The 24,264-nt window shown below is 67.6% G+C and carries 21 protein-coding genes and 2 tRNA genes; 7 read left to right on the top strand and 16 right to left on the bottom strand.

The annotated features are described in order from the left end of the window. Window positions 1-9 precede the first annotated feature (9 nt). Window positions 10-792: a 23S rRNA (adenine(2030)-N(6))-methyltransferase RlmJ gene (gene rlmJ / locus DDE13_RS07035; protein ID WP_111402857.1), complete on the top strand. Its 783-nt coding sequence runs from the start codon at window positions 10-12 to the stop codon at window positions 790-792. On the opposite strand, the gene DDE13_RS07030 is transcribed toward rlmJ, so the two are convergent. The 8 genes from DDE13_RS07030 to DDE13_RS06995 form a co-directional block, all read right to left on the bottom strand. Beyond that, window positions 780-968 carry a hypothetical protein gene (locus tag DDE13_RS07030; protein WP_111402855.1) on the bottom strand — a complete coding sequence of 63 codons (189 nt, stop codon included), beginning with the start codon at window positions 966-968 and terminating at the stop codon, window positions 780-782. The genes rlmJ and DDE13_RS07030 overlap by 13 nt on opposite strands. A gap of 69 nt (window positions 969-1,037) precedes the next feature. Then, a complete protein-coding gene (gene queG / locus DDE13_RS07025) occupies window positions 1,038-2,105 on the bottom strand; it encodes a tRNA epoxyqueuosine(34) reductase QueG (RefSeq protein ID WP_111402853.1) in 1,068 nt (355 codons plus the stop codon). A gap of 11 nt (window positions 2,106-2,116) precedes the next feature. Continuing rightward, window positions 2,117-2,782, bottom strand: coding sequence for an FtsZ-binding protein FzlA (gene fzlA, locus DDE13_RS07020; RefSeq protein WP_111402851.1), 666 nt, complete (start codon window positions 2,780-2,782; stop codon window positions 2,117-2,119). A gap of 69 nt (window positions 2,783-2,851) precedes the next feature. Next, entirely contained in the window at window positions 2,852-3,580 is a 729-nt protein-coding gene (gene mtgA / locus DDE13_RS07015) for a monofunctional biosynthetic peptidoglycan transglycosylase (RefSeq protein ID WP_111402849.1), read from the bottom strand. A 65-nt stretch (window positions 3,581-3,645) separates the two neighbouring features. Beyond that, window positions 3,646-4,203 (bottom strand): hypothetical protein, encoded by a 558-nt coding sequence (locus DDE13_RS07010; protein WP_111402847.1) that lies wholly within the window; start codon window positions 4,201-4,203, stop codon window positions 3,646-3,648. 129 nt (window positions 4,204-4,332) lie between these two features. Next, a complete protein-coding gene (gltB, locus tag DDE13_RS07005; RefSeq protein WP_111402845.1) occupies window positions 4,333-8,871 on the bottom strand; it encodes a glutamate synthase large subunit in 4,539 nt (1,512 codons plus the stop codon). A gap of 17 nt (window positions 8,872-8,888) precedes the next feature. Beyond that, entirely contained in the window at window positions 8,889-9,443 is a 555-nt protein-coding gene (locus tag DDE13_RS07000) for a hypothetical protein (protein ID WP_162630895.1), read from the bottom strand. A 133-nt stretch (window positions 9,444-9,576) separates the two neighbouring features. Continuing rightward, a complete protein-coding gene (locus DDE13_RS06995; protein ID WP_111402841.1) occupies window positions 9,577-11,046 on the bottom strand; it encodes an NAD(P)-dependent oxidoreductase in 1,470 nt (489 codons plus the stop codon). Window positions 11,047-11,250: 204 nt separating this feature from the next. Here DDE13_RS06995 and DDE13_RS06990 point away from each other — a divergent pair, with 204 nt between their 5' ends. After that, entirely contained in the window at window positions 11,251-12,054 is an 804-nt protein-coding gene (locus DDE13_RS06990; RefSeq protein ID WP_111402839.1) for an undecaprenyl-diphosphate phosphatase, read from the top strand. Window positions 12,055-12,060: 6 nt separating this feature from the next. Here DDE13_RS06990 and DDE13_RS06985 read toward each other — a convergent pair whose 3' ends face one another. Then, a complete protein-coding gene (locus DDE13_RS06985) occupies window positions 12,061-13,044 on the bottom strand; it encodes a complex I NDUFA9 subunit family protein (RefSeq protein WP_111402837.1) in 984 nt (327 codons plus the stop codon). A gap of 139 nt (window positions 13,045-13,183) precedes the next feature. Here DDE13_RS06985 and DDE13_RS06980 point away from each other — a divergent pair. Next, window positions 13,184-13,270: transfer RNA gene (locus DDE13_RS06980), tRNA-Leu, on the top strand. 159 nt (window positions 13,271-13,429) lie between these two features. Here DDE13_RS06980 and DDE13_RS06975 read toward each other — a convergent pair. The 3 genes from DDE13_RS06975 to DDE13_RS06965 are packed head-to-tail and all read right to left on the bottom strand — an operon-like array spanning window position 13,430 to window position 16,428. After that, window positions 13,430-14,677: a DUF6522 family protein gene (locus DDE13_RS06975; RefSeq protein WP_111402835.1), complete on the bottom strand. Its 1,248-nt coding sequence runs from the start codon at window positions 14,675-14,677 to the stop codon at window positions 13,430-13,432. Continuing rightward, window positions 14,670-15,830 (bottom strand): P-loop NTPase, encoded by a 1,161-nt coding sequence (locus DDE13_RS06970; protein WP_111402833.1) that lies wholly within the window; start codon window positions 15,828-15,830, stop codon window positions 14,670-14,672. The genes DDE13_RS06975 and DDE13_RS06970 overlap by 8 nt, the downstream gene beginning before the upstream one ends. Then, the gene (locus tag DDE13_RS06965) at window positions 15,817-16,428 is read right to left on the bottom strand and encodes a MarR family winged helix-turn-helix transcriptional regulator (protein WP_111402831.1); all 612 of its coding nucleotides are present in this window, start codon (window positions 16,426-16,428) and stop codon (window positions 15,817-15,819) included. Before DDE13_RS06965 ends, DDE13_RS06970 begins: the two co-directional genes overlap by 14 nt. Window positions 16,429-16,550: 122 nt before the next feature. Here DDE13_RS06965 and DDE13_RS06960 point away from each other — a divergent pair, with 122 nt between their 5' ends. After that, on the top strand, window positions 16,551-17,429 hold the full coding sequence (locus DDE13_RS06960; RefSeq protein ID WP_111402829.1) for a DMT family transporter: 879 nt from the start codon (window positions 16,551-16,553) through the stop codon (window positions 17,427-17,429). Between the two features lie 93 nt (window positions 17,430-17,522). Here the strand turns inward: DDE13_RS06960 and DDE13_RS06955 are convergent, their stop codons facing one another. After that, window positions 17,523-18,860 carry a GH1 family beta-glucosidase gene (locus tag DDE13_RS06955; protein ID WP_111402827.1) on the bottom strand — a complete coding sequence of 446 codons (1,338 nt, stop codon included), beginning with the start codon at window positions 18,858-18,860 and terminating at the stop codon, window positions 17,523-17,525. A 79-nt stretch (window positions 18,861-18,939) separates the two neighbouring features. Beyond that, window positions 18,940-20,328: an ABC transporter substrate-binding protein gene (locus tag DDE13_RS06950; RefSeq protein WP_111402825.1), complete on the bottom strand. Its 1,389-nt coding sequence runs from the start codon at window positions 20,326-20,328 to the stop codon at window positions 18,940-18,942. A gap of 185 nt (window positions 20,329-20,513) precedes the next feature. On the opposite strand from DDE13_RS06950, the gene DDE13_RS06945 reads away from it, so the two are divergent. Further along, window positions 20,514-21,551: a LacI family transcriptional regulator gene (locus DDE13_RS06945; RefSeq protein WP_235868622.1), complete on the top strand. Its 1,038-nt coding sequence runs from the start codon at window positions 20,514-20,516 to the stop codon at window positions 21,549-21,551. 215 nt (window positions 21,552-21,766) lie between these two features. Here DDE13_RS06945 and DDE13_RS06940 read toward each other — a convergent pair whose 3' ends face one another. Together DDE13_RS06940 and DDE13_RS06935 are read right to left on the bottom strand one after the other, a co-directional pair. Next, window positions 21,767-22,543, bottom strand: a complete 777-nt coding sequence (locus DDE13_RS06940; RefSeq protein WP_111402821.1) for a transglutaminase-like domain-containing protein — start codon at window positions 22,541-22,543, stop codon at window positions 21,767-21,769. Between the two features lie 267 nt (window positions 22,544-22,810). Beyond that, on the bottom strand, window positions 22,811-23,662 hold the full coding sequence (locus tag DDE13_RS06935; protein WP_111402819.1) for an N-formylglutamate amidohydrolase: 852 nt from the start codon (window positions 23,660-23,662) through the stop codon (window positions 22,811-22,813). Between the two features lie 166 nt (window positions 23,663-23,828). Between DDE13_RS06935 and DDE13_RS06930 the strand changes: the two genes are divergently transcribed. Continuing rightward, a tRNA-Val gene (locus DDE13_RS06930) sits at window positions 23,829-23,903 on the top strand. A gap of 139 nt (window positions 23,904-24,042) precedes the next feature. Further along, on the top strand, window positions 24,043-24,168 hold the full coding sequence (gene ykgO / locus DDE13_RS06925) for a type B 50S ribosomal protein L36 (protein WP_111402817.1): 126 nt from the start codon (window positions 24,043-24,045) through the stop codon (window positions 24,166-24,168). Window positions 24,169-24,264: the final 96 nt, after the last annotated feature.

Here is a 24,264-nt window from a genome sequence, read left to right as displayed (position 1 = left end):
CCGCGCGGGATGCTGTCCTACCAGCACATCTATCACGCGGGCAACGCCGCGGATGTGCACAAGCACGCGCTGCTCGCCGTGGCGCTCGACTACATGGCGCGCAAGCCCAAGCCGATGTGCTATGTCGAAACGCATGCCGGGCGCGCGATGTATGATCTTTCCGCGCCCGAGGCGGTGAAAACAGGCGAGTGCGCGGCGGGCATCGGGCGGATGGAACACTGGTTCGCCGCCGATCACCCCTATGCCCGCGCGCTGGCCCATGCCCGCGCGCTGGCGGGGCCGCAGGCCTATCCCGGTTCGCCGCGAATCGCGCAGACGCTTCTGCGCGACGACGATCCCATAATCCTGGCGGAACTGCACCCGCGCGAACGCGCGGCCCTGCAAGACGCGCTGCCCGGCGTGATCGTGAGGGGGGAGGATGGCCCGTCCATGGCCAAGGCGCTGGTGCCACCCACGCCACGCCGCGGGCTGATGCTGATCGACCCGTCCTATGAACTGAAATCGGATTGGGACGCGATGCCAAACCTGCTCGCCGCGCTTCACCGGCGGTGGAATGTCGGCGTGCTGATGCTGTGGTATTCCGTGTTGGCCAACGGGGCGCATCGCCCGATGGTCGCCGCGCTTGACCGCCTCGGGCTACCGAACGCCTTCCGGCACGAAGTTACATTCCCGCCGGCGCGGCCCGGTCACGGGCTGCGTGGCAGCGGGCTGTTCGTCGTGAACCCGCCCTATGGCTGGGCGGAGGAAGCGGCAGCGCTCGCCCGCCGCTTCGCCACGCTTCAGGCGGTGTAGCCGCGCTCGATCCGGGCGTATTCCCGTGCGCGCGTGCTTGCAGGGCGCGACACCGGCCGGCGCTGCAACGCAAGCGTCGTGCGCCGGGGCAGTTCGTCCATCGGAATGCGCGACATCGTCAGCTTCATGCCCGATGTGCTGCGCTTGGTCATGGCGTCGATGATATGGCGACTCATGATCGATCCTCCATCCGTTGCGTCATGCGGTGACGATACCACACCGCGTATACCCCAGAAATGGGGTCTTCAGCCACGCGCACAACCCCCGCCCCGCAACCGTGCCACGGCCCAGCGGGCGGCATCGGCCACCGCGGCGTCGGGGTCGTCCACCAACCGCTGCGCCGCGCCGACCAGCGCCGGGTCGCCGCTGTTGCCGATGGCATAGGCCACGTTGCGCACGAAGCGGTCGCGCCCGATCCGCTTGATTGGCGAGCCGGAAAACCGCGCCCGGAACGCCGCATCGTCCAGCCGTGCGAGGTCTGCCAGCGGCGGGGCGCGCAATTCGTCCCGCGCGGCATAGCGGGTTTCGGTGGCGGCCACGGCGAACTTGTTCCACGGGCAGACCGCCAGGCAGTCGTCACAGCCATAGATCCGGTTGCCCAGCTTGCCCCGCAACGCTGGGTCCACCGGCCCATGATGCTCGATCGTCAGGTACGAAATGCACCGCCGCGCATCCAGCTGGAAGGGCGCCGGAAACGCCTCGGTCGGGCAGATATCGAGGCATGCCGTGCAACTGCCGCAATGCTCGCCCTCGGGCGCATCGGGGGGCAGATCGACGGTCGTGAAGATCGCGCCCAGGAACACCCAATTGCCGAAGCTCCGCCCCAGAAGGTTCGTGTGCTTCCCCTGCCAGCCCAGCCCCGCCGCCTGCGCAAGCGGTTTTTCCATCACCGGCGCCGTGTCGACGAAGACCTTGATCGCCGCGCCCGCCGCTTCGGGCTGGTCCAGCAGCCAGCGCCCCAGCCGCTTGAGTCGCTTCTTCACCAGATCATGGTAGTCGCGCCCCTGCGCATAGACGCTGATCGCCGCCCGGTCCCGCAATGCCAGCGTCTCCAGCGGGTCGTGATCCGGTGTATAGGCCTCCGCCAGCATCACCACGCTGCACGCCGCGGGCCACAGCGCGGTCGGGTCGCCGCGCCATGCGATGCGTTCGGCCATCCAGCCCATCTGCCCGTGCCGCCCCTGCCCGACGAATTCGGCCAGACGCGCGGGCAACTCGGGCACCGCGTCGGGGCGGCAGACCCCCATCGCCGCGAACCCTTCGGCCCGTGCCCGCGCGGCCATGGCCGCCTTCAGGGCGGCGGCGTCACGCATCGGGCGCGGGATCAGAAATCCAGATCGGCATAATGATCGGCAGGCGGGAAGCCCGCCACCTGGTCGGCCAGCAGCCCGCGAAACGCAGGGCGCGACTTGATCTTGGCGTACCAGTCCTTCACCAGCGGCTGCCGGTGCCAGTCCACGTCCGACCGGTAGTCCAGCGCCGACAGATGCGCCGCGGCGGCGAAATCGGCCAGCGTCATCACGTCGCCCGCCAGCCAGCGGCGGTGATCCAGCAGATGCGCCATGTAGTCCAGGTGCCCCTTGATCGCCGTCACGCCCTCCTTGACGTTGCGGCTGTCGGGATAGCCCGCGCCGGTGAGCTTCTTCAGAACCCGCTCCCCCAGCACCTTCAGCGTCACCTGGTGATAGAAGGCATCGTCGAAATAGCCGACCAGCCGCCGCACCTCGAACCGCTCCCGCGGGTCGCGCGGCAAAAGCGGCGGGTTGGGATAGACCTCGTCCAGGTATTCGCAGATCGCCATGCTTTCGCACAGGGTCAGCCCGTCGATGCGCAGCACGGGCACCTTGCCCAGCGGGTTGCGACGCAGGAAATCGGCCGACTTCTCCCAGTAGCGTTCTTCCTGCCGGTCGCAGTCGATCCCCTTCTCGCGCAGGGTCAGCCGCACCTTCCGGCTGAAGGGGCATAGCGGCGCATGGTAAAGCACGGTCATCGCGGGTTCCGGTTGGGCCATGCCCCCGTCTTGCCGCGAACTGCGCCCGGTTGCAACGGCGGGCACATGTCAGCCGGGCTGGAAACAGGCCGCGCGCCCGTCGCGGCGGATGGTTTCGGCCCCGTCAAGGATCGCCGCCGCCCGCCCGCGCGTGAAATCGCCGGGGCTGGAAGCCGAACGGGTCTTGGGACTGGGCAGGATCGCGGCGAGCCGGGCCGCCTGAACGCCGCTCAGGTCGCGCGCGGCCACGCCGAAATAATGCTGCGCCGCAGCCTCCACCCCGAACACGGCGGTGTCGAACTCGGCCACGTTCAGATAGACCTCGAGGATACGCCGCTTGGACCAGGCCAGTTCCACCACGGGGGTCAGGATCGCCTCGGCGGCCTTGCGCGGCCAGGACCGGCCCTGCCACAGGAAGACGTTCTTCACGGTCTGCTGGCTGATCGTCGATCCGCCGCGCCGCAGCCCGCCATCGATGGCCGCCCGCAGCGCCGCGATGTCGAACCCCCAATGGCTGCAGAAATCGGCATCCTCCGCCGCCACCGCCGCGCGCTGCATCACAGGGGCGATTGCGCCGATCGCAACCCAGTCATGGGCCAGCGTCCCGTGCCGCACCCGTTCGGCCAGCATGTAGGGCGTCGCAGGCACCGGCAGCAGCCCCGCGGCCGCGACCCACAGCGCCAGCAGCGCGACAGCCGCAAGGCCGAAACGGCGAAACCACCGGCGCACGGGCCAGCACCGCCCCTTCGCAGGGGCGGACCCGTTCGCCTTGGTTGTGGGGGTCTTGCGCCGCGCCATTGCGCCATCAATCACGCGGATTCGAAAGGGTCAATTGGCGCGGCACACACGCCATGTCGCAGGGATCACGCGGCGCGCGGCCTCCGACGCAGGCACAACAGCGCCAGCCCCGCCGACCCAAGCGCAAGACCCGCCCCGGGCACCGGGATCGCCGCCGTCACCCATGTCCCCGCATCGGTGTAATAGGTCCCGCCATTGCCCCCGATATAGAAATCCCGCGTGGTGGTGGAGGTATAGTCCGGCGGCCCGTCCAGCGCGTCGATGAACCACGACACGACGTTCTTGGACCCGTCAAAGGTCAGCGACACGGTCGTCCCGCCGACCGAATACAGCGGAACCCCATGGGTCCAGGACAGGATGCCATCCACGTCGTTGCCCGGGCCGAATGGCGAACTGCTCGCGAAAAAGGACAGTGTCTGGTTGGCGACACTGCCCCCGAACACAGCCTCGTCAAGCACGATCTCGCCAGAAAATGCCGGGTACAGGTCGCCGACGTAGTCCGGCGGGCCGGACACCAGCGGAATGTCGTTCCCGGAATAGATCAGGCGCAGCGCGGCGGCATCGGCCTGCTCACCCCCCAGAACGGTCAGGAAAGCGGCGATGGCGGCGAATGTCTTGGTCATGCGGTCTCTCGTGGGGTCGGCCAATGGATATCGTTGAATGACCCTAAGGTACCACAGCGACCGCGACTCCTGAAACCCTATCGAATGCCCCGCCGGCGGGATGGCCGCCGGCGGGGGCGTTTCAGGCCGTCACTCCGCGGGAACGCGCGCGTCCTCGATCCCCAGCGGATGCGCGATCTTGTTCAGCATCTCCTTCGGGCAGACCTGAAGGAAATTGCCCTTCTCGGTCTCCCAGTGCTGCAGGATGTCACCAGCGCGGCGGCTGCCGGTTTCCCGGTGGTGCCGTTCGACCAGCCCTTTTAGTTCGGCTTCCCAGTGGTCCACGGTCACGGGGCAGGTCACCAGAGTCTCCAGGTTCATCATGTCCCAGGCCTTGCCCTCGGGATCGTACAGATACGCCATCCCGCCGGTCATGCCCGCGCCGAAATTGGCCCCGATCGACCCAAGGATCACCGCGACCCCGCCGGTCATGTATTCGCAGCCGTTGGACCCGCAGCCCTCGATCACGACATGCGCGCCCGAGTTGCGCACGGCGAACCGCTCACCGGCGCGGCCCGCCGCGAACAGGTAGCCGTCCGTCGCGCCGTAAAGCACCGTGTTGCCGATGATCGTGTTGTCGCTGGCCACGAGCGGGCTGACCTGCTTCGGGCGCACCACGATGGTGCCGCCCGACAGGCCCTTGCCCACGTAATCGTTGGCGTCACCCGACACTTCCAGCTTCAGACCCGGCGCCAGGAACGCGCCCAGCGACTGGCCCGCGCTGCCGGTCAGCTTCACCGTCAGGTGGTCGGGTTGCAGGCTGTTGCGCATCCCGAAGGACTTGACCAGATGGCTCGACGTGCGCGTGCCGATGCTGCGCAGCGTGTTCTGCACCGCATAGGACAGTTGCATCTTCTCGCCGTCCTTGAGGAACCGCGCGGCATCCTTGACGATCTCGGCATCCAGCGTGTCGGGCACCGGGTTGCGCGGCTTGCCGCGGTCATAGCGCGCGTTCTTCGCGCCATCCACGGTGATCAGCAGCGGGTTGAGGTCCAGATCGTCCAGATGCGCCGACCCGCGGCTGACCTGGGACAGCAGATCCGCCCGGCCGATGATCTCGTCAAGCGACCGCACGCCCATGCCCGCCATGATCTCCCGCACCTCCTGCGCGTAGAAGGTGATGAGGTTCACCACCTTGTCCGCCGTGCCGGTGAACTTGTCGCGCAGTTTCTCGTCTTGCGTGCACACGCCCACGGGGCAGGTGTTGGACTGGCACTGGCGCACCATGATGCAGCCCATGGCGATCAGGGCGGCGGTGCCGATGCCGTATTCCTCGGCCCCCATCATGGCGGCGATGACGATGTCGCGCCCCGTGCGCAGACCCCCGTCGGTGCGCAGCGTGACCCGGTCGCGCAGGTTGTTCATCGACAGGACCTGATGCGCCTCGGTCAGGCCCATTTCCCACGGCAGCCCGGCATACTTGATCGAGGTCGCAGGCGACGCCCCCGTGCCGCCATTGTGGCCCGAAATCAGGATCACGTCCGCCTTGGCCTTGGCCACACCCGCCGCGATCGTTCCGACACCCGACTGCGCCACCAGCTTCACCGTCACCTTGGCGCGTGGGTTGATCTGCTTGAGGTCATAGATCAGCTGCGCCAGATCCTCGATCGAATAGATGTCGTGATGCGGCGGGGGCGAAATCAGCATCACCCCCGGCGTCGAATGGCGCAGCCGCGCGATCAGCGCCGTCACCTTCATGCCGGGCAACTGCCCGCCCTCGCCGGGCTTGGCGCCCTGCGCGACCTTGATCTCAAGCTCCTCGCACTGGTTGAGGTATTCCGCCGTCACGCCGAAGCGCCCCGACGCGACCTGCTTGATCTTGGCGGACGGGTTGTCGCCGTTGGGTTCGGGCACGAAATGCGCCGGATCCTCGCCGCCCTCGCCGCTGTCGGACTTGGCACCGATGCGGTTCATGGCGACGTTCAGGGTCTTGTGCGCCTCGGGCGACAGCGCGCCCAGCGACATGCCCGGCGTCACGAACCGCTTGCGGATGGAGGTGATCGATTCCACCTCCTCCAGCGGGATCGCCTTGCCCACGGGCTTGATGTCCAGCAGGTCGCGCAGGTGGATCGGCGGGGCCGACCGCATCTTCGCGGAATACTGCTTCCACATCTCGAAGCTTGCCCGGTCGCAGGCCGCCTGCAGCATGTGCATCGCCTGCGCTTCCCATGCATGGGTCTCGCCCGACCGGCGCGCCTTGTAGAACCCGCCGATGGGCAGCACGTCGCGCCCGCCGCCGAAGCCCTGCGCATGGACCTGTTCCAGCTTGCGCTGGATGCCGGTCACGCCGATGCCGCTAATGCGCGACGGCATGCCGGGGAAGTATTCGGCGCACATCGCGCGGCTCAGGCCCACGGCCTCGAAGTTCAGCCCGCCGCGATAGGACGACACGACGGAAATCCCCATCTTCGCCATGATCTTCAGAAGGCCCTGGTCGATGGCCGCGCGATACCGCGCCACGGCCTCGGACAGCGTGCAGTCCAGCAGCCCGCGCGAGATGCGGTCGGCCAGGCTATCCTCGGCCAGATAGGCGTTCACCACCGTCGCCCCCGCGCCGATCAGCACGGCGAAATAGTGCGGATCGATGCACTCCGCCGACCGCACGCAGAGCGACGTGAAGGTCCGCAGCCCCTTGCGCGTCAGCCAGCTATGCACCGCGCTGGTCGCAAGGATCATCGGCATCGCCACGCGCGCCTCGCCCTGCCCCACATCCGACAGGATGATGTGCCCCGCGCCCGACCGCACCGCATCCTCCGCCTCGTCGCGGATCCGCTGCAACCCGGCGCGCAGCGCATCCGGCCCCGCGCCGCGCGCGAAGGTGCAGTCGATCTCCACCGCCGGGGCGTTGAAATGCCGTTTCAGCGCCTCGAACTGCGCATTGCCGACGAAGGGGCTGTCCAGCACGAGGATCTCGGTCTGGCTGCTGTCCTCGTCCAGCACGTTCTTGAGGTTCCCGAACCGCGTCTTCAGGCTCATCACCCGGAACTCGCGCAAGCTGTCGATGGGCGGGTTCGTCACCTGGCTGAAGTTCTGGCGGAAGAAATGGCTCAGCGGGCGGTACTTTTCCGACAGCACCGCGGCGGGCGTGTCGTCGCCCATCGACGCGATGGCCTCCTTGCCGTCCTCGGCCATGGGGGCGAGGATCGTTTCCAGGTCCTCCATCGTGTAGCCTGCGGCGATCTGGCGGCGGCGCAACTCCGCCCCGTCGAAGCCCGCGACCTCCTCGGCCCCGGCCAGCTCGTCCGACAGGTCGTTGATCTTGCCGACCCAGTCGCCGAAGGGCTGGGCCGCGGCCAGCTTGTCCTTGATCTCGGTGTCGTGGAACAGCGCGCCCGCCTTCATGTCCACGGCGATCATCTGCCCCGGTCCCAGCGCGCCCTTTTCCTTCACGCGGGATTCGTCCACCGGCACCATCCCGGCCTCGGACCCGGCGATCAGCAGCCCGTCACCCGTCACGACATAGCGCATCGGCCGCAGCCCGTTGCGATCGAGCCCGGCACAGACCCAGCGCCCGTCGGTCATGGCCAGCGCCGCGGGGCCGTCCCACGGCTCCATCACCGAGTTGCAATAGGAATACATGTCGCGCCACGCCGGCGGCAGTTCCAGCGCCTGCTTGGACCACGATTCCGGCACCAGCATGGTCTTGGCCATGGGCGCGTTGCGGCCCGCGCGCACCAGCACCTCGAACACCGCGTCCAGCGCGGCACTGTCCGAAGACCCGCCCGGCACGATCGGCTTGATGTCCTCGGCAAAGTCTCCGAACGCGGAATGCGCCATCCGGATCTCGTGGGACTTCATCCAGTTGATGTTGCCCTTGAGCGTGTTGATCTCGCCGTTATGGGCCAGCATCCGGAACGGCTGCGCCAGCCACCATTGCGGGAAGGTGTTCGTCGAATACCGCTGGTGATAGATGGCGAAGGCGCTCTCGAACCGCTCGTCGGTCAGGTCGGGATAGAACTCCGCCACCTGTTCGGCCAGCATCATGCCCTTGTAGATGATCGACCGGCAGGACAGCGAACAGATATAGAGCCCGTTGACATGGGCCTGCGCCGCGGCTTTCTCGATCCGGCGGCGGATGACGTACAGCTCCCGCTCGAACGTCTCCTCGTCCACGCCCTTGTTGTTGGCGATGATGATCTGTTCGATCTCGGGGCGCGTCGCGTTGGCCTTCTCGCCAAGGCAGGTGATGTCCACCGGCACGTGCCGCCAGCCGTAGATGTAGTATCCCATGCGCAGGACCTCGGCCTCCACGATGGTCCGGCACTTTTCCTGCGCGTTGAAATCCGTGCGCGGCAGGAAGACCTGGCCCACCGCCATCAACTGGTCCATCGCGGGTTCGTGCCCGGTGCGGCGCACCTGGTCGTAAAAGAACGTGGCCGGGATCTGCACATGGATGCCCGCCCCGTCGCCGGTCTTGCCGTCGGCATCCACCGCGCCCCGGTGCCAGATCGCCTTGAGCGCGGTGATGCCGCTTTCCACCACCGCACGCGACGGCGTGCCGTCGATGGACACGACAAGGCCCACACCGCAGGACGAATGCTCGTCCTCCGGGTTGTAAAGCCCGTGCTCCGCCACATAGGCGCGCTGCGCTTCCTGCTCGGCCACCCAGGCCTGATCGAACTTGGTCATCGTCGTGGCTCCTTGTCTCAATGCGCGCCGTGGCCGCCATGCCCGGCCTGTCCGCCATGGGCATCGGCACCGTAGCCGCGCTGCATGTTATAGGTCTCGATCTGTGCGTCGGTCAGGATCTGCCGCGTCTCGATATGCGCGGCGAGATGGATCATCCGCAGCTCGCCCAGCGCGTTGGTGGCCGCCACCACCAGCCCCGCAAGCACCACCGGGTCGAGCGTCGGGTCGTCGAAGGCCGCATCCAGCGCCTGCTCGGCCTCGATGTAGTTTTCGCCGACCCGTTGCGCCTCGCCCTGCATCAGACCGAACAGCCGTTCCACCTGCCCGCGCTGCGTGTCGCTCAGGTCCAGCGCGTCGCCCATGTCGAGCACATGGCGCGGCCCCGGCCAGCCGTTCAGTTCCGCGGGCAGCGCCAACCCCCAGCCCTCGCCCGCGCGCAGTGCTGCGATATCGGCCTCGGACAGGCTGGCGATGGCACGCCTCTCCATCCCGGCATATGGCGCGTCCGCCGCCCAAACGGGGGCAGTGGACAGGATCAGGGCGGTCAAAGCCGCAGCAAGACATTTCCGCATCGCTGTCACCTTTCTGCCATGGGCTGCAAACCGCGTCAGTCGTGCTGACATTTCCTGGCTTCGTCCGTGCCGCTGCCGATGCGCGGCGCCTACGCGAGTCATACAAAAGTCATACGCGAGTCATATGGACTTCCTACAGGATCTCGACAGCCTCCCGCGTGGCATATTCGGCCGCAATCGGCGCGCCGACCCGCGCATGGAACCGCTCCAGCATGGCCTCCGCCGCCTCGCGCCCGTCGCGGATCGCCCAGACCACGAGGCTCGCGCCACGCACGATGTCGCCCGCGGCATAGACCCCGTCCATGCTGGTCTCATGGGTGCGGAAATCGGCCTTCACCGTGCCCCAGCGCGTGACCTCCAGTTCCGGCTCGCCCCAGAGTGTCGGCAGGTCCTCCGGCTCGAAGCCCAGCGCCTTGATGACCAGATCGGCGGGTTCCACGTAATCCGCGCCCTCGATCAGTTCGGGCATCTGGCGCCCCGTCGCATCGGGCTGCCCGAGCCGCATCTTCTGCACCATCACGCCCTCGACCGGGTCACCGGAAAAGCCCTTTGGCGCGGAGAGCCAGACGAATTCGACGCCTTCCTCCTCGGCATTGGCGACCTCGCGCTGGCTTCCGGGCATGTTGGCCCGGTCCCGGCGATAGAGGCACTTGACGCTTTCCGCGCCCTGCCGCACCGCCGTGCGCACGCAGTCCATCGCCGTGTCGCCGCCGCCGATCACGACCACCCGCTTGCCCGCAGCGTTCAACTCGCCGCTGTCGAACTCGGGCACCGTATCGCCGAAGCCCACGCGGTTGGACGCGGTCAGGTAATCGATGGCCCGCACGATCCCGTCTGCGCCGCTGCCCGGCCCCTGCAATTCGCGGGTCTTGTAGACGCCGGTGGCGATCAGCACCGCATCATGTGCCCCGCGGATGGCGGCAAAGCTGATATCCTCGCCCACGGTGCAGTTCAGCCGGAACTGGACACCGCCCTTTTCAAGCTGGTCCATCCGCTTCATGACGACCTCTTTCTCCAGCTTGAAGCCGGGGATGCCATAGGTCATCAGCCCGCCGCCGCGGTCGTAGCGGTCATAGACCGTCACCTGCACGCCCGCGCGGCGCAGCATGTCCGCCGCCGCCAACCCGCCGGGGCCCGCGCCGATGATGCCCACGCTTTCCTCGCGCTCCGTGGCGGGCTTGATGGGCTTCACCCAGCCCTGTTCCCACGCCGTGTCGGTGATGTATTTCTCGACCGCGCCGATGGTGACGGTACCGTGGCCCGACTGCTCGATGACGCAGTTGCCTTCGCACAGGCGGTCCTGTGGGCAGATGCGGCCGCAAATCTCGGGGAAGGTATTCGTCTCCTGGCTCAACTCATACGCTTCGCGCAACCGCCCCGTGGCCGTCATGTTCAGCCAGTCGGGAATGTTGTTGTGCAGCGGACAATGGGTCTGACAGTAGGGCACCCCGCACTGGCTGCACCGCCCGGCCTGCTCGGCGGCCTTTCCCGCGGCGAACTCCGCGTAAATCTCGCCGAAATCCGTGTTGCGTAGATTGGGCGCTCGTTTCTCCGGCATGTCCCGTGCTACGGATACGAACTGAAGCATCTTCTGCTGTGCCATGGGCTGCCTCCGAACCTAGGTTGCCGCCTTTTAGAACCGGTCGGACGAAAAGAAAAGTCATAAATGGTGACCTATATTGGCTCTTCGGACCGTTTTCCGGCACCTGCGCCACCCTGATCCGGCGAAATAAGGTCAGCTAAGCTGACATATGTGCGCCAAGCAGCATCATCTTCACGATTTTCCATCCAGTCCGGTCCCCGAAACATGACACTGTTCCACCTGTTCCTTGTTGCCGTCATTCAGGGAATCACCGAATTCCTGCCGATTTCCTCCTCCGGGCACCTGATTCTCCTGCCCCGGCTGACCGGCGCGGCGGACCAGGGGCTGGTGATCGACGTCGCCGTGCATGTCGGCACGCTGTTCGCCGTGATCCTGTTCTTCTGGTCCGACGTGCGCGCCGCTGCCGCCGGCAGCCTGCGGCTGATGCGGGGCAAGGTGGACACGCCGGGCGCGTTCCTTGCCCTGTGCCTCGCCATCGCGACCGTGCCCGTGGTCATCGCCGGGCTGGCGATCAAGCTGACGGGGCTCGACGAAATGATGCGCTCCACCGCCGTGATCGGGTGGACCATGCTGGTCTTCGGGATCGTGCTCTACTGGGCCGACCAGAAGGGGCCCGAAACCCGCAGCGCCGAACGCTGGACGATCCGCCACGCGGTCATCATGGGGCTGTGGCAGGTTCTCGCACTGATCCCCGGCACATCCCGGTCGGGCATCACGATCACGGGCGCGCGGCTTCTGGGATATGGCCGCGAAGGGGCCGCACGCCTGTCGATGCTGATGTCGATCCCCACCATCGCCATGGCCGGTGTGCTGCTGGCCGCCGACGTGATCGGCACCGCAGACGTGGCCGCCGCCCGCAACGGGGCCATCGCCGCCGCCTTCGCCTTCGTTTCGGCATTCGCCGCGCTGGCCCTGATGATGCGCCTGCTGCGGTCGGTGAGCTTCACGCCATACGTGATCTACCGCATCGTGCTTGGCGTCATCCTGCTGGCGATCGCCTATGGCTGACCGCGGTCAACCCTTCAGCTGGCGGGCCGAATCCGTCAATTCGGCGTACTGCCCGCCGGGCCGGAACCGCCACAGGTAATCGGGCAGCACGGCCGCCATAGCGGTCGGCGCGATCCCGAGTTCCGGCAGCCCGCGGGCATCGTCGGCGACGACATTGTCGTTGCGCAGGTTCGCGACCTGGTCGCGTGTGATCATATTGTTCTCGATCAGTCCAAGCGACAGCTTCTGCAGCATGTCGAACCCGAAACCCATCAGCGACGCCACGCCGAACGGCATGTTCAGCACCAGCCGACGGCGGCGGATCACCTTCAGCATCAACTGCATCAGGTCGCGGAACGTCATCACGTCCGGACCGCCCAGTTCATATACGCCCGGCGCGGTCTGCCCGAGAACGCCCTTGACCGCCGCCGCAGCCACGTCATCGACATAGACCGGCTGGAACCGCGTCCCGGCGCCGACCACGGGCAGCACCGGACCCAGCCGTGCCATGCCCGCGAAACGGTTGAAGAACTGGTCCTCTGCGCCGAACACGATGGAGGGGCGCAGGATCACGGCGCGCGGCTGATGCTCCAGCACCGCGGCCTCGCCCGCGGCCTTGGTGCGGGCATAGGCGCTGCGGCTCCCGGCATCCGCGCCGATGGCGGAGACATGAACCATCGTGTCGATCCCGGCCTCCGCCGCCAGTCGCGCGATCCGTCCGGCACCCTCGGCCTGAAGGGCCGCGAAAGTGTTCTTGCCGATCTCGTTCAGCACGCCGACGCAGTTCACCACCGCATCCGCGCCGCCCAGGACCGCCCGGACGGAGGCATCGTCCCGGATGTTGCAGAACACCGGCTCCACCTGTCCGACGACGCCATAGGGACGGACGAATCCCGCCTCATGGGGGCGGCGCACGGCGACGCGCACGCGCCAGCCTTCGGCCGCCATCCGCCGGGCGATGTAACGCCCGACGAAGCCGGACCCGCCAAAGATGGTCACCAGTTTCGACATCACGGCCTCCGTTCTCGCTGTCCCGCTGATACCGTTCCGCCCGGCCCCGGACAAGGCGCATCACGTCGCGGCGAAAATACCTGCGATACCGTGTTGACACCCCGTGTGGGTCTCGATATCAGCCGCGCTCACGACACCGGCCCAGGTGGCGGAATTGGTAGACGCGCTAGCTTCAGGTGCTAGTACTCGCAAGGGTGTGGAGGTTCGAGTCCTCTCCTGGGCACCATCGTTTTCCGGCGATTAAACGTGGAAAACGCACGTCTGTCTTGATGTACCCAATTCAGGTCGCCCAAGTCTGCTGCGCGGACCGCGTCGTTCGACCATCGGTCCAGTCCGCCGGTGCGTATCGCTCATCACGCACTCAGGCGACCGCACGCCCTTGTCGTCAGGGTGCGGTCGCCGTGTCCGGGTGCCCCACCCGGTCCATCAGCGCAGCCAGCTCCCGCGCATGAAAGGCGCTGTCGTCTTCCGCCCCGGCTGGACCCCGCGACAGGTCCGCCGCGAGATCGAAGAACCCGCGGCCCGGCAGGCCGCCCCCGGCACGGCTGACCGCGCGGGCCGCAATGAAGGGCCGACCCGCCGCCGCGTCCTCGCGCATCGTGGTTTCAAGCGCTCGTGTGATCCGCCGGATCGATCCCGGCGCCCAAAGCCCCATCGCCCGCGCAAGGGCGCCGTAGCTGACCGTCGTCCGGTCCGCGGGCAACCCCGAAATATGCGCGCGCAGACGGTCCGCAAGCGCCTGTTCACCGCCACCGGGGGCCATGGCCGGCCGCGGCGGCGGGATTTCACGCGCCGTACCATCCGTCTCGATCTCGGCGGCCCAGGCGCGGCTTGCGCTGCGCATCACGATCCGTGTCCGGCCGGCATCGGCGCCTTCCCCGGCTTCCGTCACGCCCACCACATCGCCGCTGCGCAGTCCCGCACGCAGTGTGTCGGGCGTCAGCCCCAGCCGGGGGGCAAGATAGGCGGGGTCCACCGTCACCTGCCCATCCACTAGATCGATCACCCCCGCCGGAACGCTGCGGTGCAGCAACGGCGAGGACCCCTGTTCGCGCGCATAGAACGGCGCGTCACCCGCCGCGTGGTCCGTCATGTCCACGATCTCGCGGATCTGCGGCAGCGCGGCGCGCAACATCCGTTCCACGCCCTGCCGCAGGGTCGCTGCCGACGCGGCACAGCCCTGACAGCCACCAGACATGCGCAGGAAGACCGTGGCGCCCGCGGCCCGCTCGGCGGTGATGTGCCCGCCATGGGCCGCCACCGAGGGGTTGACCTGCCGGTCGAGCAGGTCCCGCACCGCCGTGAGCAGGGCCGCGTCCGGGTCGTCGTTCCCGCCACGCCCGAGCGGCGCATCGGTCGCGTCCAGCACGTCCCGGATCGCCGCGGCGATGACGGGCTTCAGCGCGGCCCAGTCCGCAGTGGCGGTCTTGCGCACCCAGATCGTCGCGGCGGCGACCTCCACGCGCGTCACGCCGTCGAGCGCAAAGAGCGCACGCGCGAGCGGTGCATCCGACGGCCCGTCGAACCGCGCCGACTGCCCCGCCTGCACGTCTGCGTCCAGCACGAAGCCCATGGCGTCGGCGTCATGGGCGGAGCCTTGCGCGCGGATGCGGCGGCGCGGGGTGTCAGACATCCTCCAGCTCCGTGCCCTGCATGGCGCGCAGGGCCGCAAAGGTGTAGATGCCGGTGTCGTGCCCGTCGCCGAAGGCAATGCCGAGCGCGTAGTTCCCGATGCTCCAGATCCGGGTGATCCCGATATCGAGCGGCACGACGGCCGGGTCGAGCAGGCGCTTGCCTGTCATCTCGTCGCGGCATTTCGCACACCGGCAGGCAAGGCGCAGATCGCGGGTGCCCAGCGTCTGCGCATGCCCGTCCGCCCAGACCAGCCGCAGCCCGCCCGGGCCGTGATCGAGCGCGGCCAGCCTGTCCGCCGGGCCATCGGGTGTCGTGGCCATCGGCGCGGGCTTGCCGCTGTCATCTGTGAGGTTCCAGGCAAAGGGCGTGGCGATCCCGGCCACGGCCGCGGCCCCCGAAAGCGCCGACGCGATCCCGCGATAGGCTTGTGCGGCGGGACTTTCGGGCGCCACCCGCACCAGCGGTGCGCCGTCATCGCCGCAATCCACCACGGCGGGATCGAGCGGCACCTTGCCCAGGAACGGCACGCCAAGCTGGTCCGCGATCGCCGCACCGCCGCCATCATGGAAGATATGGGTGACGGTGCCGCAGGACGGGCAGGTAAAGCCGCTCATGTTCTCGACCACGCCGAGAATCGGAACACCCACCTGTTCCATCATGCGCAGGCCCCGCCGCGCGATCTTCAGGCTCACATCCTGCGGTGTGCTGACGACAACGGCGCCCGACAGCGGGAACGCTTGCGTCAGCGTCAGCTGGATGTCGCCCGTACCCGGCGGCAGGTCCAGCAGCAGCACGTCCAGTTCGCCCCACGCGACCTGCTTCACGAACATCTGGAGGTATTTCGTCACCATCGGGCCGCGCAGGATCGCAGGCTTGTCGTCATCGGTCAGCATCGCCATGGAGATGACCTTGACCCCGTGCGCCTCTGCCGGGACCACCGCACCGCCGGGCGTCATGGCGGGCTTGTCCGCAGGAATGCCCAGCATGCCGGGGATCGACGGGCCGTAGACATCGGCATCGACCACGCCCACCTTCAGCCCCGCATCGGCCATGGCGACGGCGACATTGGCGGTCACGGTGGATTTACCCACACCACCCTTGCCGCTGCTGATGGCGATCATGCGCGGTCCGGTCGTGTCAGGTGCTGGCATCTTGCTGTCCTTCCGTCTGCGGGGCGGTCTTTGGGGTGGAGGCCGGTGCGAACACCGCGCACAGCCTGTCGATTTCGTCGGGCACCAGTTCGGCGGCCATGCAGGCGCAGTAACCTCCGTCGCGCTGCGGCGCGAAATGGCTGCAATCGCGGCAGGTGCCAAAGGTGGGGGCCGCGCGTCGGTCGGCAAGCCCCGACACCAGCCGTGACAGCGTGGCCAGGAACCGGACCCGGTCGTCGGCGTCGAGCCGCCCGATCACGCCGATCATGTCGCGCAGCGGGTCGCGGCGCAGCATGGCATGGCCCGCGCCCGTCAGATCGAACCGCACGCTGCGCCCGTCCCGGTCCGACCGGGTCCGCACGACGAGGCCGCGGGATTCGAGGCTCTTGACGATCTGGGACGCCGTGCCGCGGGTCGTCGCCTGAAAACTGGCGAAACCCGACGGCGTGCGGGTGCTGCCGTTCGCACGGGCGAAGAACCGCAGGCATGTCCATTGCGCCGCAGTCAGGTCCGACCCGCCGGATTCGCAGCGCGCCGCGCGGCCCAGATGGACAAGAAGTTCGGCGATCCTGTCGGATGTCTCGGGCGATGCAGTCATCGCCTCTTGGTATCGAATCGATACTTCCGTGACAAGCACTCGGCGGGGTCCACGGCCCTCGCATCCCGCGTGCCGCTCTGGTAGCGCAGAGCCGATCACCAGTTCGAACCGGAGGACCGCGCATGCGCAGCCTTGGCACCCTGAATGCCCGCGAGACGCCCATGGCGATCCTGACGATCTGCGCGGGTGTGATGTTCCTCGTGGCGAACGATGCGATGGCCAAGCTGCTCACCGATCGCTACGCGCCCATCCAGATCATCTTCCTGCGCAACCTGATCGCCGTGCCGCTGATCGCCGCGGTGATCCTTGCCGTCTTCGGACGGACGGGCCTGCGCAGCCGCCACCTGCGCCTGCATGCCCTGCGCGGGCTTCTGATGGTCGTGGCAGCGGCGCTGTTCTTCACCGCGCTGAAGCTCATGCCGCTTGCCGAGGCGACGGCGCTCGTGTTCTCCGCGCCGATCTTCATCACCGCGCTGTCGGTGCCGCTGCTGGGGGAACAGGTCGGCTGGCGCCGCTGGGCTGCGGTAATGCTGGGGTTCGTCGGGGTTCTGGTGATCGTGCGCCCGGGCAGCGCCGCGTTCCAGCCGGCGGCGCTGCTGCCCGTGGGCACGGCGCTGGGATACGCACTGTTCATGATCACGGCGCGCTGGATCGGACGGGACGAACGGCTCTGGACGATGATGCTGTTCGCGATGCTGTTCCCGATGATCTACGCGGCGGGTCCGGCGCTGGCGGTCTGGACGCCCGTGCAGACCGCCGACCTGGTGCTCTTCGCCGCCATCGCCGTGTGCGGCAGTCTCGGGCTCGCGCTGATCGGGCAGGCCTTCCGCATGGCCCCGGCGGCCATCGTCGCACCCTTCGACTACACCGCGCTGATCTGGGCCACGGGTCTCGGCTGGGCGATCTGGGGCGACATTCCGGGCGTCTGGACCATGGCGGGCGCAGCCATCATCGTGATGAGCGGCGTCATCATCATCCTGCGCGAGGCGCGGCAGCCATGACACCGCCAGCCACCACGCGGCACACCGGTTGCACGCGGATGCCGCCCCGGGCGTGACCCGGGGCCCCTTGCCGGTGCGGGATGCCGCCGGACCCTAGCGATTGCTGGCGAAAGCCGCCTGCAACGCGCGATAGGACGCCTTGGGCACCCGGGCCTGCGTGGCGTAGTCCACATGGACGATCCCGAACCGCTTGTCGTAGCCGAAGGACCATTCGTAATTGTCCAGCAGCGACCACGCGAAGTAGCCGCGCACCGGCGCGCCCTCGGCAATCGCGCCATGCACCGCGCGCAGGTGATCGTCGAAATACTGCACCCGCACCGGGTCATCGACCGCGCCGTCCTTAAGGTGATCGTCGCCCGCCATGCCGTTTTCGGTGACGTAGATCGGCGTGTCGCCGGTATAGTCCCGGGCCAGTCGCAGCAGCAGCGCGCGCAACCCGTCGGGGTAGATCTCCCACCCCATGTCGGTCTTGGGCAGGGTGCCCGGCACCTCGTGGAATCGCGGCCACGGGCTGTCCGCGTCATGCTTTATCGTATTGCGCGTGTAGTAGTTGACGCCCAGCCAGTCGATCCGGGCCGCGATGTCCCCCATGTCGTCCTGCCAGCCCTGCGGCATGTGCGGCGCGAGCGCTGCGCGGATGTCTTCGGGATAGGCACCCTTCGTCAGCGCCTCGATGAACCAGCGGTTGTGGATCCCGTCGAAGCGGGTGGTCGCGGCGCGGTCTGCCTCGCCGCCGCTGGCAGGGTTGGGATGCGCGAAGTTGAGCACGATCCCCGCGCGCAAATCGGGCTGCGTGTCGCGGATAACCGCCAGCGACCGCGCATGGGCCAGCAGCACGTGATGCATGGCGCGGGATGCCGCGCGGATGTCGCGCAGACCGGGCGCATGATGCCCAAGGAAATGGCTCAGCCACGCGACGCACCACGGTTCGTTGATCGTCGCCACGCTGTCCATCCGGTCACCGATGCGTTCCATGACCGCGCGCGTGTAGTCGGCAAAACGGTCGGCAACATCCCGGTTGGCCCATCCGCCCTGATCGGCCAGCGCCGAGGGCAGGTCCCAGTGGTACAGCGTCAGCGACGGCTTCAGCCCGCGTGCGACGATGGCATCGGCCAGCCGGTCGTAGAAATCCAGGCCCTCCGGGTTCACGGTCTTCCCGTCGGGCATCACGCGGGTCCACGATGTCGAGAACCGGTAGACGTCGAAATTGCCGTCCCGCAAGAGGTCCAAGTCTTCCGCGTAGCGGTGGAAGTGGTCGCAGGCGACCGCCCCGTCCTCACCGCGCACCACGTTGCCGGGCGTTGCGGCGAAACTGTCCCAGTGCGACGGGCCGACCCCGCCCCAGCGCGTGCCCTCGATCTGGTAGGCCGCGGTGGACGCGCCGAAGTCGAAGCCCTCGGGAAAGTCTGCTCTGCTCAGCGAAAGCGCCATGGTGGCTTCCTTTCTTGTTATCCTGTGTCGTGATGGGCCGGGCCTGTCACCGGTGGCGACGGCGCCCGGCACCGTGTCGTCAGCGGATCGAATCCCAGCGATCCTGCACGGCGCGCGTGACCTCTTCGGCCGGCGTGCCTGTGGTGTACTCCACCATGGCATTCCAGAACGCGGATGTCCCGATCTCGCCCGGCATCAGGTCGGACGCATCGAAACGGAACGTGGTCGCATCGGTCAGGATCTGCCCCATCGCGCGCTGGGTTTCATTGGCATAGGTCGCGTCGTTCGCGCCCAGATGCGGCGTCAGGAAATTGCCCTGCGCCATGAAGATCTCGTGGGCGACCGGCGTTTTCAGGAATTCGATGAAGGCGCGCGCCACGGGCGCATCCCGCGTGATCGTCACGAGCCCGCCGGACCCCAGCACTGGCCGGCCCAGGTCCTTGCCCGCGTAGGCCGGGAAGTAGAAGAAATCGACATCGGTTCCAAGTTCGACACCCTCGGGGAAGAAGTTGGGGATGAACGACGCCTGCCGGTGCAGGAGACAATCCGGCGGAAACGAGAACAGCCCAAGCACGCTGTCGCGGAAATCGGTTGCCGCGACGGTGCGGCCCCCGCCCTCCACGAAATCGGGGTTGCGGGCGAACCAGCCGTATTCCTCGATCGCCGCGACGACGCGCGGGTCGTCGAACGGCATGTCGTTGGCAACCCAGGCGTCATAGACCTCGGGCGGCTGCGTGCGCAGCATCATGTCCTCGACCCAGTCGGTCGCGGGCCAGCCGGTCGCGGCCGCCGACCCGATGCCGATGCACCACGGCGTGCCGCCATCGGCCACGATCTGTTCGGTCAGCGCCTTCAGGTCCTCCATCGACCGGGGTACGGCGTAACCCGCTTCCTCGAAGGCTTCGGGGACGTACCAGACCAGCGACTTGACATCGACCCCGTAGAACAGCCCGTAAAGCCCGGCATCGCCCTCCGGCCCGGCAAAGGTGGCAAGATCGACCCATGACGATCCCGCAGCATAGTTTTCCGCCACCCAGTCAGACAGGCCGTCGATCGGTGTCAGGAAACCCTGTGCTGCCAGGTCCCGCGCAAGGCCTGGTTGCGGGAAGGTGGCGATATGCGGGGCGGAGCCGGCGCGCGTGGCGATCACGATGTCCTGCTCGAAGCTTTCGGACCCGGAATACTGCACTTCGGCCCCGGTGGCGTGGGTAAAATAGGCATAGAGATTGCGCAGCCGCGCGGCATCGTCGCCAGTCCCGACCCCGGTCATCGTCAGCGTCTCGCCGGTGAAGTCGTTTTCGGCGGCGAACGCCTCGTAGCCTGCCCAGTCGAACGGCCCTTCGCCGATGGGAAACAGCAGATGGCTGTCGGCCAGCGCTGCAGTCGGCAGGACCAGGGCCGTTGCAAGGCAAGCGGCCACTGCGTCGTGCCGTCGGGCGAAAGGCAGCAACTTCGAAGCGTAAGTCATAGGTGATTCCCCCTCCTAAATCGTTGTAGATTTTTCTAAAACGATTTAGATGTAGTTTCAAGACGTATCCGGCTGTGCCGTGCAGTCGCGGCGGGCAAGCGCTTGCAGGCTTGCAAAAGGGTAGCCGGGTGGTGCTCATGTGCCGCAATAACCCTGAACCCCCTACGGGAGCCGCAGCAACGCCGGTGTCACGCAAACCAACCCTCAGAACCATCGCGGACCTTACGGGGCTCGCCGTGCCCACCGTGTCGCGCGCGCTCGGCGATGCGCCGGATATCAGCGCCATCACCAAGCTGAAGGTCCGCCAGACCGCCGAACGGATCGGCTATGTGCCCAACCGGGCGGGGGTGCGCCTGCGGACCGGGCGGACGAATGTCGTCAGCCTCGTGTTGCCTACGGATCACGAGATGATGGACCTGACCGCGCGGCTGATCTCGGCCATCGCATCCGGGCTGCGTGGTACCAGCTATCACCTGACCATCACCCCCTATTTCCCCGATGACGACCGCATGAATCCCGTGCGCACCATCGTGGAGACGGGATCGGCGGATGCCATCATCCTCAACCAGATCGCACCACGCGATGCGCGCGTCGATTACCTTCTCGACAAGGGCTTTCCCTTTGCCACCCATGGGCGCGGCGAAAGGTCCGCGGAACATGCCTTCTTCGATTTCGACAATGCGGCCTTCGGTGAACTGGGCGTGTCGCGGCTGGCGCGGGCCGGACGGCGGCGCATTCTGCTGATCGCCCCGCCACGGGGCGAAAGCTATGCCCATCACATGATCGGCGGCGCGACACGTGCTGCAGAAAGGGCCGGCGCGGCATTGATCGTCGCCCCGGGTGTATCGAGCGACGATTCCATCGGCGCGATCACGTCCGCCGTGGTCGCCGCGCTGCACCACGACCCGGCCATCGACGGGGTTCTGGTGGGCACGCCCCTGGCGGCCATGGCCGCCGTTGCCGGGCTGGAATCCTGCGGGCGATCCATGGGGCGCGACGTGGACCTGCTGTCGAAGGACGCGATCCCGTTCCTGAGGTTGTTCCGCGACCCCATCCTGATCATCGAGGAGGACGTGCGAAAGGCAGGCGAATTCCTCGCTCGCGCGGCACTCGCCGCGATCGCGGACCCTGATGCGCCACCGATGCAGATGATCGACGCGCCGCCGGGATGGCCGGGGGCCGGCGGACGAGGCGGAAGGGACGGCGGCGACGATTCCGCCTGAACCTGTCGTCGCGGGCACGGGGCCCGGCCTTCGGGCTCGCGCCCCCTGAAACCCGGCCGGGCAATGTCCAAAGACTGGGTCGGCCCGAGGGTCATGCGACCGCGGCCATCCCGCCCCATATGTCTGCGCCCGCAACGCCGCGCGCGGCAGCGGTGCGCGGAAAGGAGATTGCATGGACCGGCAGGGCAAAGCCCGCGCCGCATCCCCGAGACGCGTCAGACCCGCGTCACGAAAACGGATTGCGACAGCATGTTCGCAGGGGCCTGTGAGTCCATGAACGCGATGTCATAGGCGTCCCGCCCCACGGCGATGATCGCCAGCGTGTCGGCCCCGCACATGCCTGTCGCGTCGACAAGGTGCCATTGCCCGTCCAGCCAGACCTCGGCGACGGCGTGAAAATCGGGCGGCACGACGTAAGGGCTGTAGGCGGCAACCATCCGCGCCGGGATCTCGGCCGCGCGCACCATGGAGCACATCAGATGCGCGTAGTCGCGGCAGACGCCCTGCCGCCCCGCGAAGGTTTCCAGCACATTTGTATCGGCGTCCGAACTGCCGGGGACATAGGTCAGCTCGTCCTCGATCCAGGCCCGCATGGCCGCGACCTTGTCGCCGCCGGACAGGTGGCCGAAGCGCTTCTGGACGAAACCCATGAACTTGTCGGACTGACAATACCGGGACGGGCGGAGATAGGGTGCCACATCGCCCGGAATGAGATGCCGCGGCATCGCGCTCCGGCCTTCGAGCACGGCGCGCGACCGGGTGATGTCGACCAGCGCGCGGTATTGCAGGCTCAGTTCGTAGCCCGGCACCCGGGCCCAGATCCGTTCCCCGACATTGGAATCGCCGGGAATGCGGGTCAGGGCGGAATCGCCCGGATAAAGCTCGCTCTGCACGATCGCCTGCCCGTCCGTGTTGCACGCTTCCAGCGCAAGGAACACGGTGTTGGGCTGCGAAAACCGATAGTGCAAGGCAAGGTCGATCTGGATGCGCATCGGGTTTCCTTCCGGGTCGGGACCTGACGGGCGGCACCCTGGCGCGCCAGGCGCAGGCGGCAGCGCGACGCCATCTGGCAGGCACCGTGCACAACACGGACGGGCGCCATGTGCAAGCTGTTCCGGACAGGGGCCATGCGCGCGCGATCCCGTTCCCGCACAGGCACGCCATAGCGGCGCTGAATTTGGCGTCTATCCCGGTCCACCACCATGCCGACGGGAAGCGTGGGCCGACTGGCGGCCACGCGCGATCCTGCCGCGCCGCATCTATTCCGCCGCCAACGGGACAGCCGGGCGGGCGATGTCCACGATCCGCGCCATCACGCGGGCCATTGTGGCGCGCAGGTCGTGGAAGTCGGGCCGCGGCGTCAGCGTCGCCTCGTCCATGTAAAGGGCCCGGTCCAGTTCCACCTGCACGACGTGGCAACCTTGCGCGGGCCTGCCATACCTTTGCGCGATGAAGGCGCCGGCGAAGGGCGTGTTGCGGGCGACGGTCAGCCCTTCGGCCGTGAAGGCGTGCTCGATCCGGTCCACCATCTCGCGCGAAGCTGCCGCACCGAAGCGGTCGCCCAGAACGATATCCGGTGCGCGGCCATTTCGCCCGGCCATGCCCTCGATAGCCTCGTGGGGCATCGAGTGGCAATCCACGAGCACCGCCGTGCCGAACGTGGCCTGCTGGCGCGCCAGCAGATCGCGCAAGGCGGCATGATAGGGGTGCCAGTGTGTTTCAAGCCGCGCGCGGGCATCCTGGAGCGTCAGCTTGCCGCGATAGATCGCCCGGCCATTGGCCACCACCCGCGGGATGACGCCCAGGCCCGAAGTCACGCGCGGGTTGTGCGGCCCGCGGCGCACCCCGTCGATCACCGCCGGGTCCAGCTCGTCCACGCTGCGATTGAGATCCACATAGGCCCGCGGCGTCCGCGCCAGCAGCAAGGGCGCGCCAAGGCTGGGCGCATCGCTCACAAGCAGGTCCATGAACGCATCCTCGGACGACCGCAACGCACGCTCGTCCAGCACGGTCGCCATGCGCAGGTCGGACGGGTAGTCCCGTCCGCTATGGGGTGAGGCGAACACCGCGCCGGTCAGAACCTCGGACGGCTGGATCAGGTCGAAATGCACCGGCGCTCCTTGCTGCAACAGTTTGGTTATATCCGGATTCGCGAGGGGTCCAATACCCCTTGAACCGCCCTGCGACTCCCTCTATAGACCGCGCACCGACGCGGGCGCCACCGCGCGGCGGACTGTTGCATGTGTCGCATCGGGCTGTCGCAGGGGCACCACGGCGGGGCGGTTAGCTCAGCGGTAGAGCACTACGTTGACATCGTAGGGGTCACTGGTTCGATCCCAGTACCGCCCACCATGCGCCCCTCTGGCGCGGAAGACGACCTCGCGCCGCTGGTGCGATACGACTGCGCGCCAAAGGCGCGCCCCGAACCGCCCGAAGGGGCACGAAACGCAACACGGCGCCTGCCGCGCGCCGCGAGGAACAGGAGTAGACCATGAAGGTCAGGAACTCGCTTCGCTCGCTCAAGCAGCGTCACCGCGATTGCCGTGTGGTGCGCCGCAAGGGTCGGGTCTATGTGATCAACAAGACCCAGAAGAAATTCAAGGCACGCCAGGGCTGACAGCCCGGCACTGCCGCTGGAGAATTTGACAGGACCGCGCCGGAGAACCGCTCCGGCGCGGTCCTGTCATTCGTACCGGCCAAAGCGACAGGCCCT

Origin of the sequence: Meridianimarinicoccus zhengii, assembly GCF_003254465.1 — a bacterium.
Lineage (GTDB): Bacteria > Pseudomonadota > Alphaproteobacteria > Rhodobacterales > Rhodobacteraceae > Meridianimarinicoccus > Meridianimarinicoccus zhengii.
The sequence above is the reverse complement of the archived record's forward strand: the minus strand, read 5'-3'. Positions and strand labels throughout refer to the sequence as shown.

Coding starts and splice junctions, on each gene's coding strand:
- DDE13_RS06975 (WP_111402835.1), bottom strand. CDS start 14,677: ATGTCTGACACCCCGCGCCGCCGCATCCGCGCGCAAGGCTCCGCCCAT.
- DDE13_RS06940 (WP_111402821.1), bottom strand. CDS start 22,543: ATGCGCATCCAGATCGACCTTGCCTTGCACTATCGGTTTTCGCAGCCC.
- queG (WP_111402853.1), bottom strand. CDS start 2,105: ATGCGTGACGCCGCCGCCCTGAAGGCGGCCATGGCCGCGCGGGCACGG.
- DDE13_RS07000 (WP_162630895.1), bottom strand. CDS start 9,443: ATGCGGAAATGTCTTGCTGCGGCTTTGACCGCCCTGATCCTGTCCACT.
- rlmJ (WP_111402857.1), top strand. CDS start 10: ATGCTGTCCTACCAGCACATCTATCACGCGGGCAACGCCGCGGATGTG.
- fzlA (WP_111402851.1), bottom strand. CDS start 2,782: ATGACCGTGCTTTACCATGCGCCGCTATGCCCCTTCAGCCGGAAGGTG.
- DDE13_RS06985 (WP_111402837.1), bottom strand. CDS start 13,044: ATGTCGAAACTGGTGACCATCTTTGGCGGGTCCGGCTTCGTCGGGCGT.
- ykgO (WP_111402817.1), top strand. CDS start 24,043: ATGAAGGTCAGGAACTCGCTTCGCTCGCTCAAGCAGCGTCACCGCGAT.
- DDE13_RS06950 (WP_111402825.1), bottom strand. CDS start 20,328: ATGACTTACGCTTCGAAGTTGCTGCCTTTCGCCCGACGGCACGACGCA.
- DDE13_RS06995 (WP_111402841.1), bottom strand. CDS start 11,046: ATGGCACAGCAGAAGATGCTTCAGTTCGTATCCGTAGCACGGGACATG.
- DDE13_RS07010 (WP_111402847.1), bottom strand. CDS start 4,203: ATGACCAAGACATTCGCCGCCATCGCCGCTTTCCTGACCGTTCTGGGG.
- DDE13_RS06965 (WP_111402831.1), bottom strand. CDS start 16,428: ATGACTGCATCGCCCGAGACATCCGACAGGATCGCCGAACTTCTTGTC.
- mtgA (WP_111402849.1), bottom strand. CDS start 3,580: ATGGCGCGGCGCAAGACCCCCACAACCAAGGCGAACGGGTCCGCCCCT.
- DDE13_RS07030 (WP_111402855.1), bottom strand. CDS start 968: ATGAGTCGCCATATCATCGACGCCATGACCAAGCGCAGCACATCGGGC.
- DDE13_RS06960 (WP_111402829.1), top strand. CDS start 16,551: ATGCGCAGCCTTGGCACCCTGAATGCCCGCGAGACGCCCATGGCGATC.
- DDE13_RS06970 (WP_111402833.1), bottom strand. CDS start 15,830: ATGCCAGCACCTGACACGACCGGACCGCGCATGATCGCCATCAGCAGC.
- gltB (WP_111402845.1), bottom strand. CDS start 8,871: ATGACCAAGTTCGATCAGGCCTGGGTGGCCGAGCAGGAAGCGCAGCGC.
- DDE13_RS06955 (WP_111402827.1), bottom strand. CDS start 18,860: ATGGCGCTTTCGCTGAGCAGAGCAGACTTTCCCGAGGGCTTCGACTTC.
- DDE13_RS06990 (WP_111402839.1), top strand. CDS start 11,251: ATGACACTGTTCCACCTGTTCCTTGTTGCCGTCATTCAGGGAATCACC.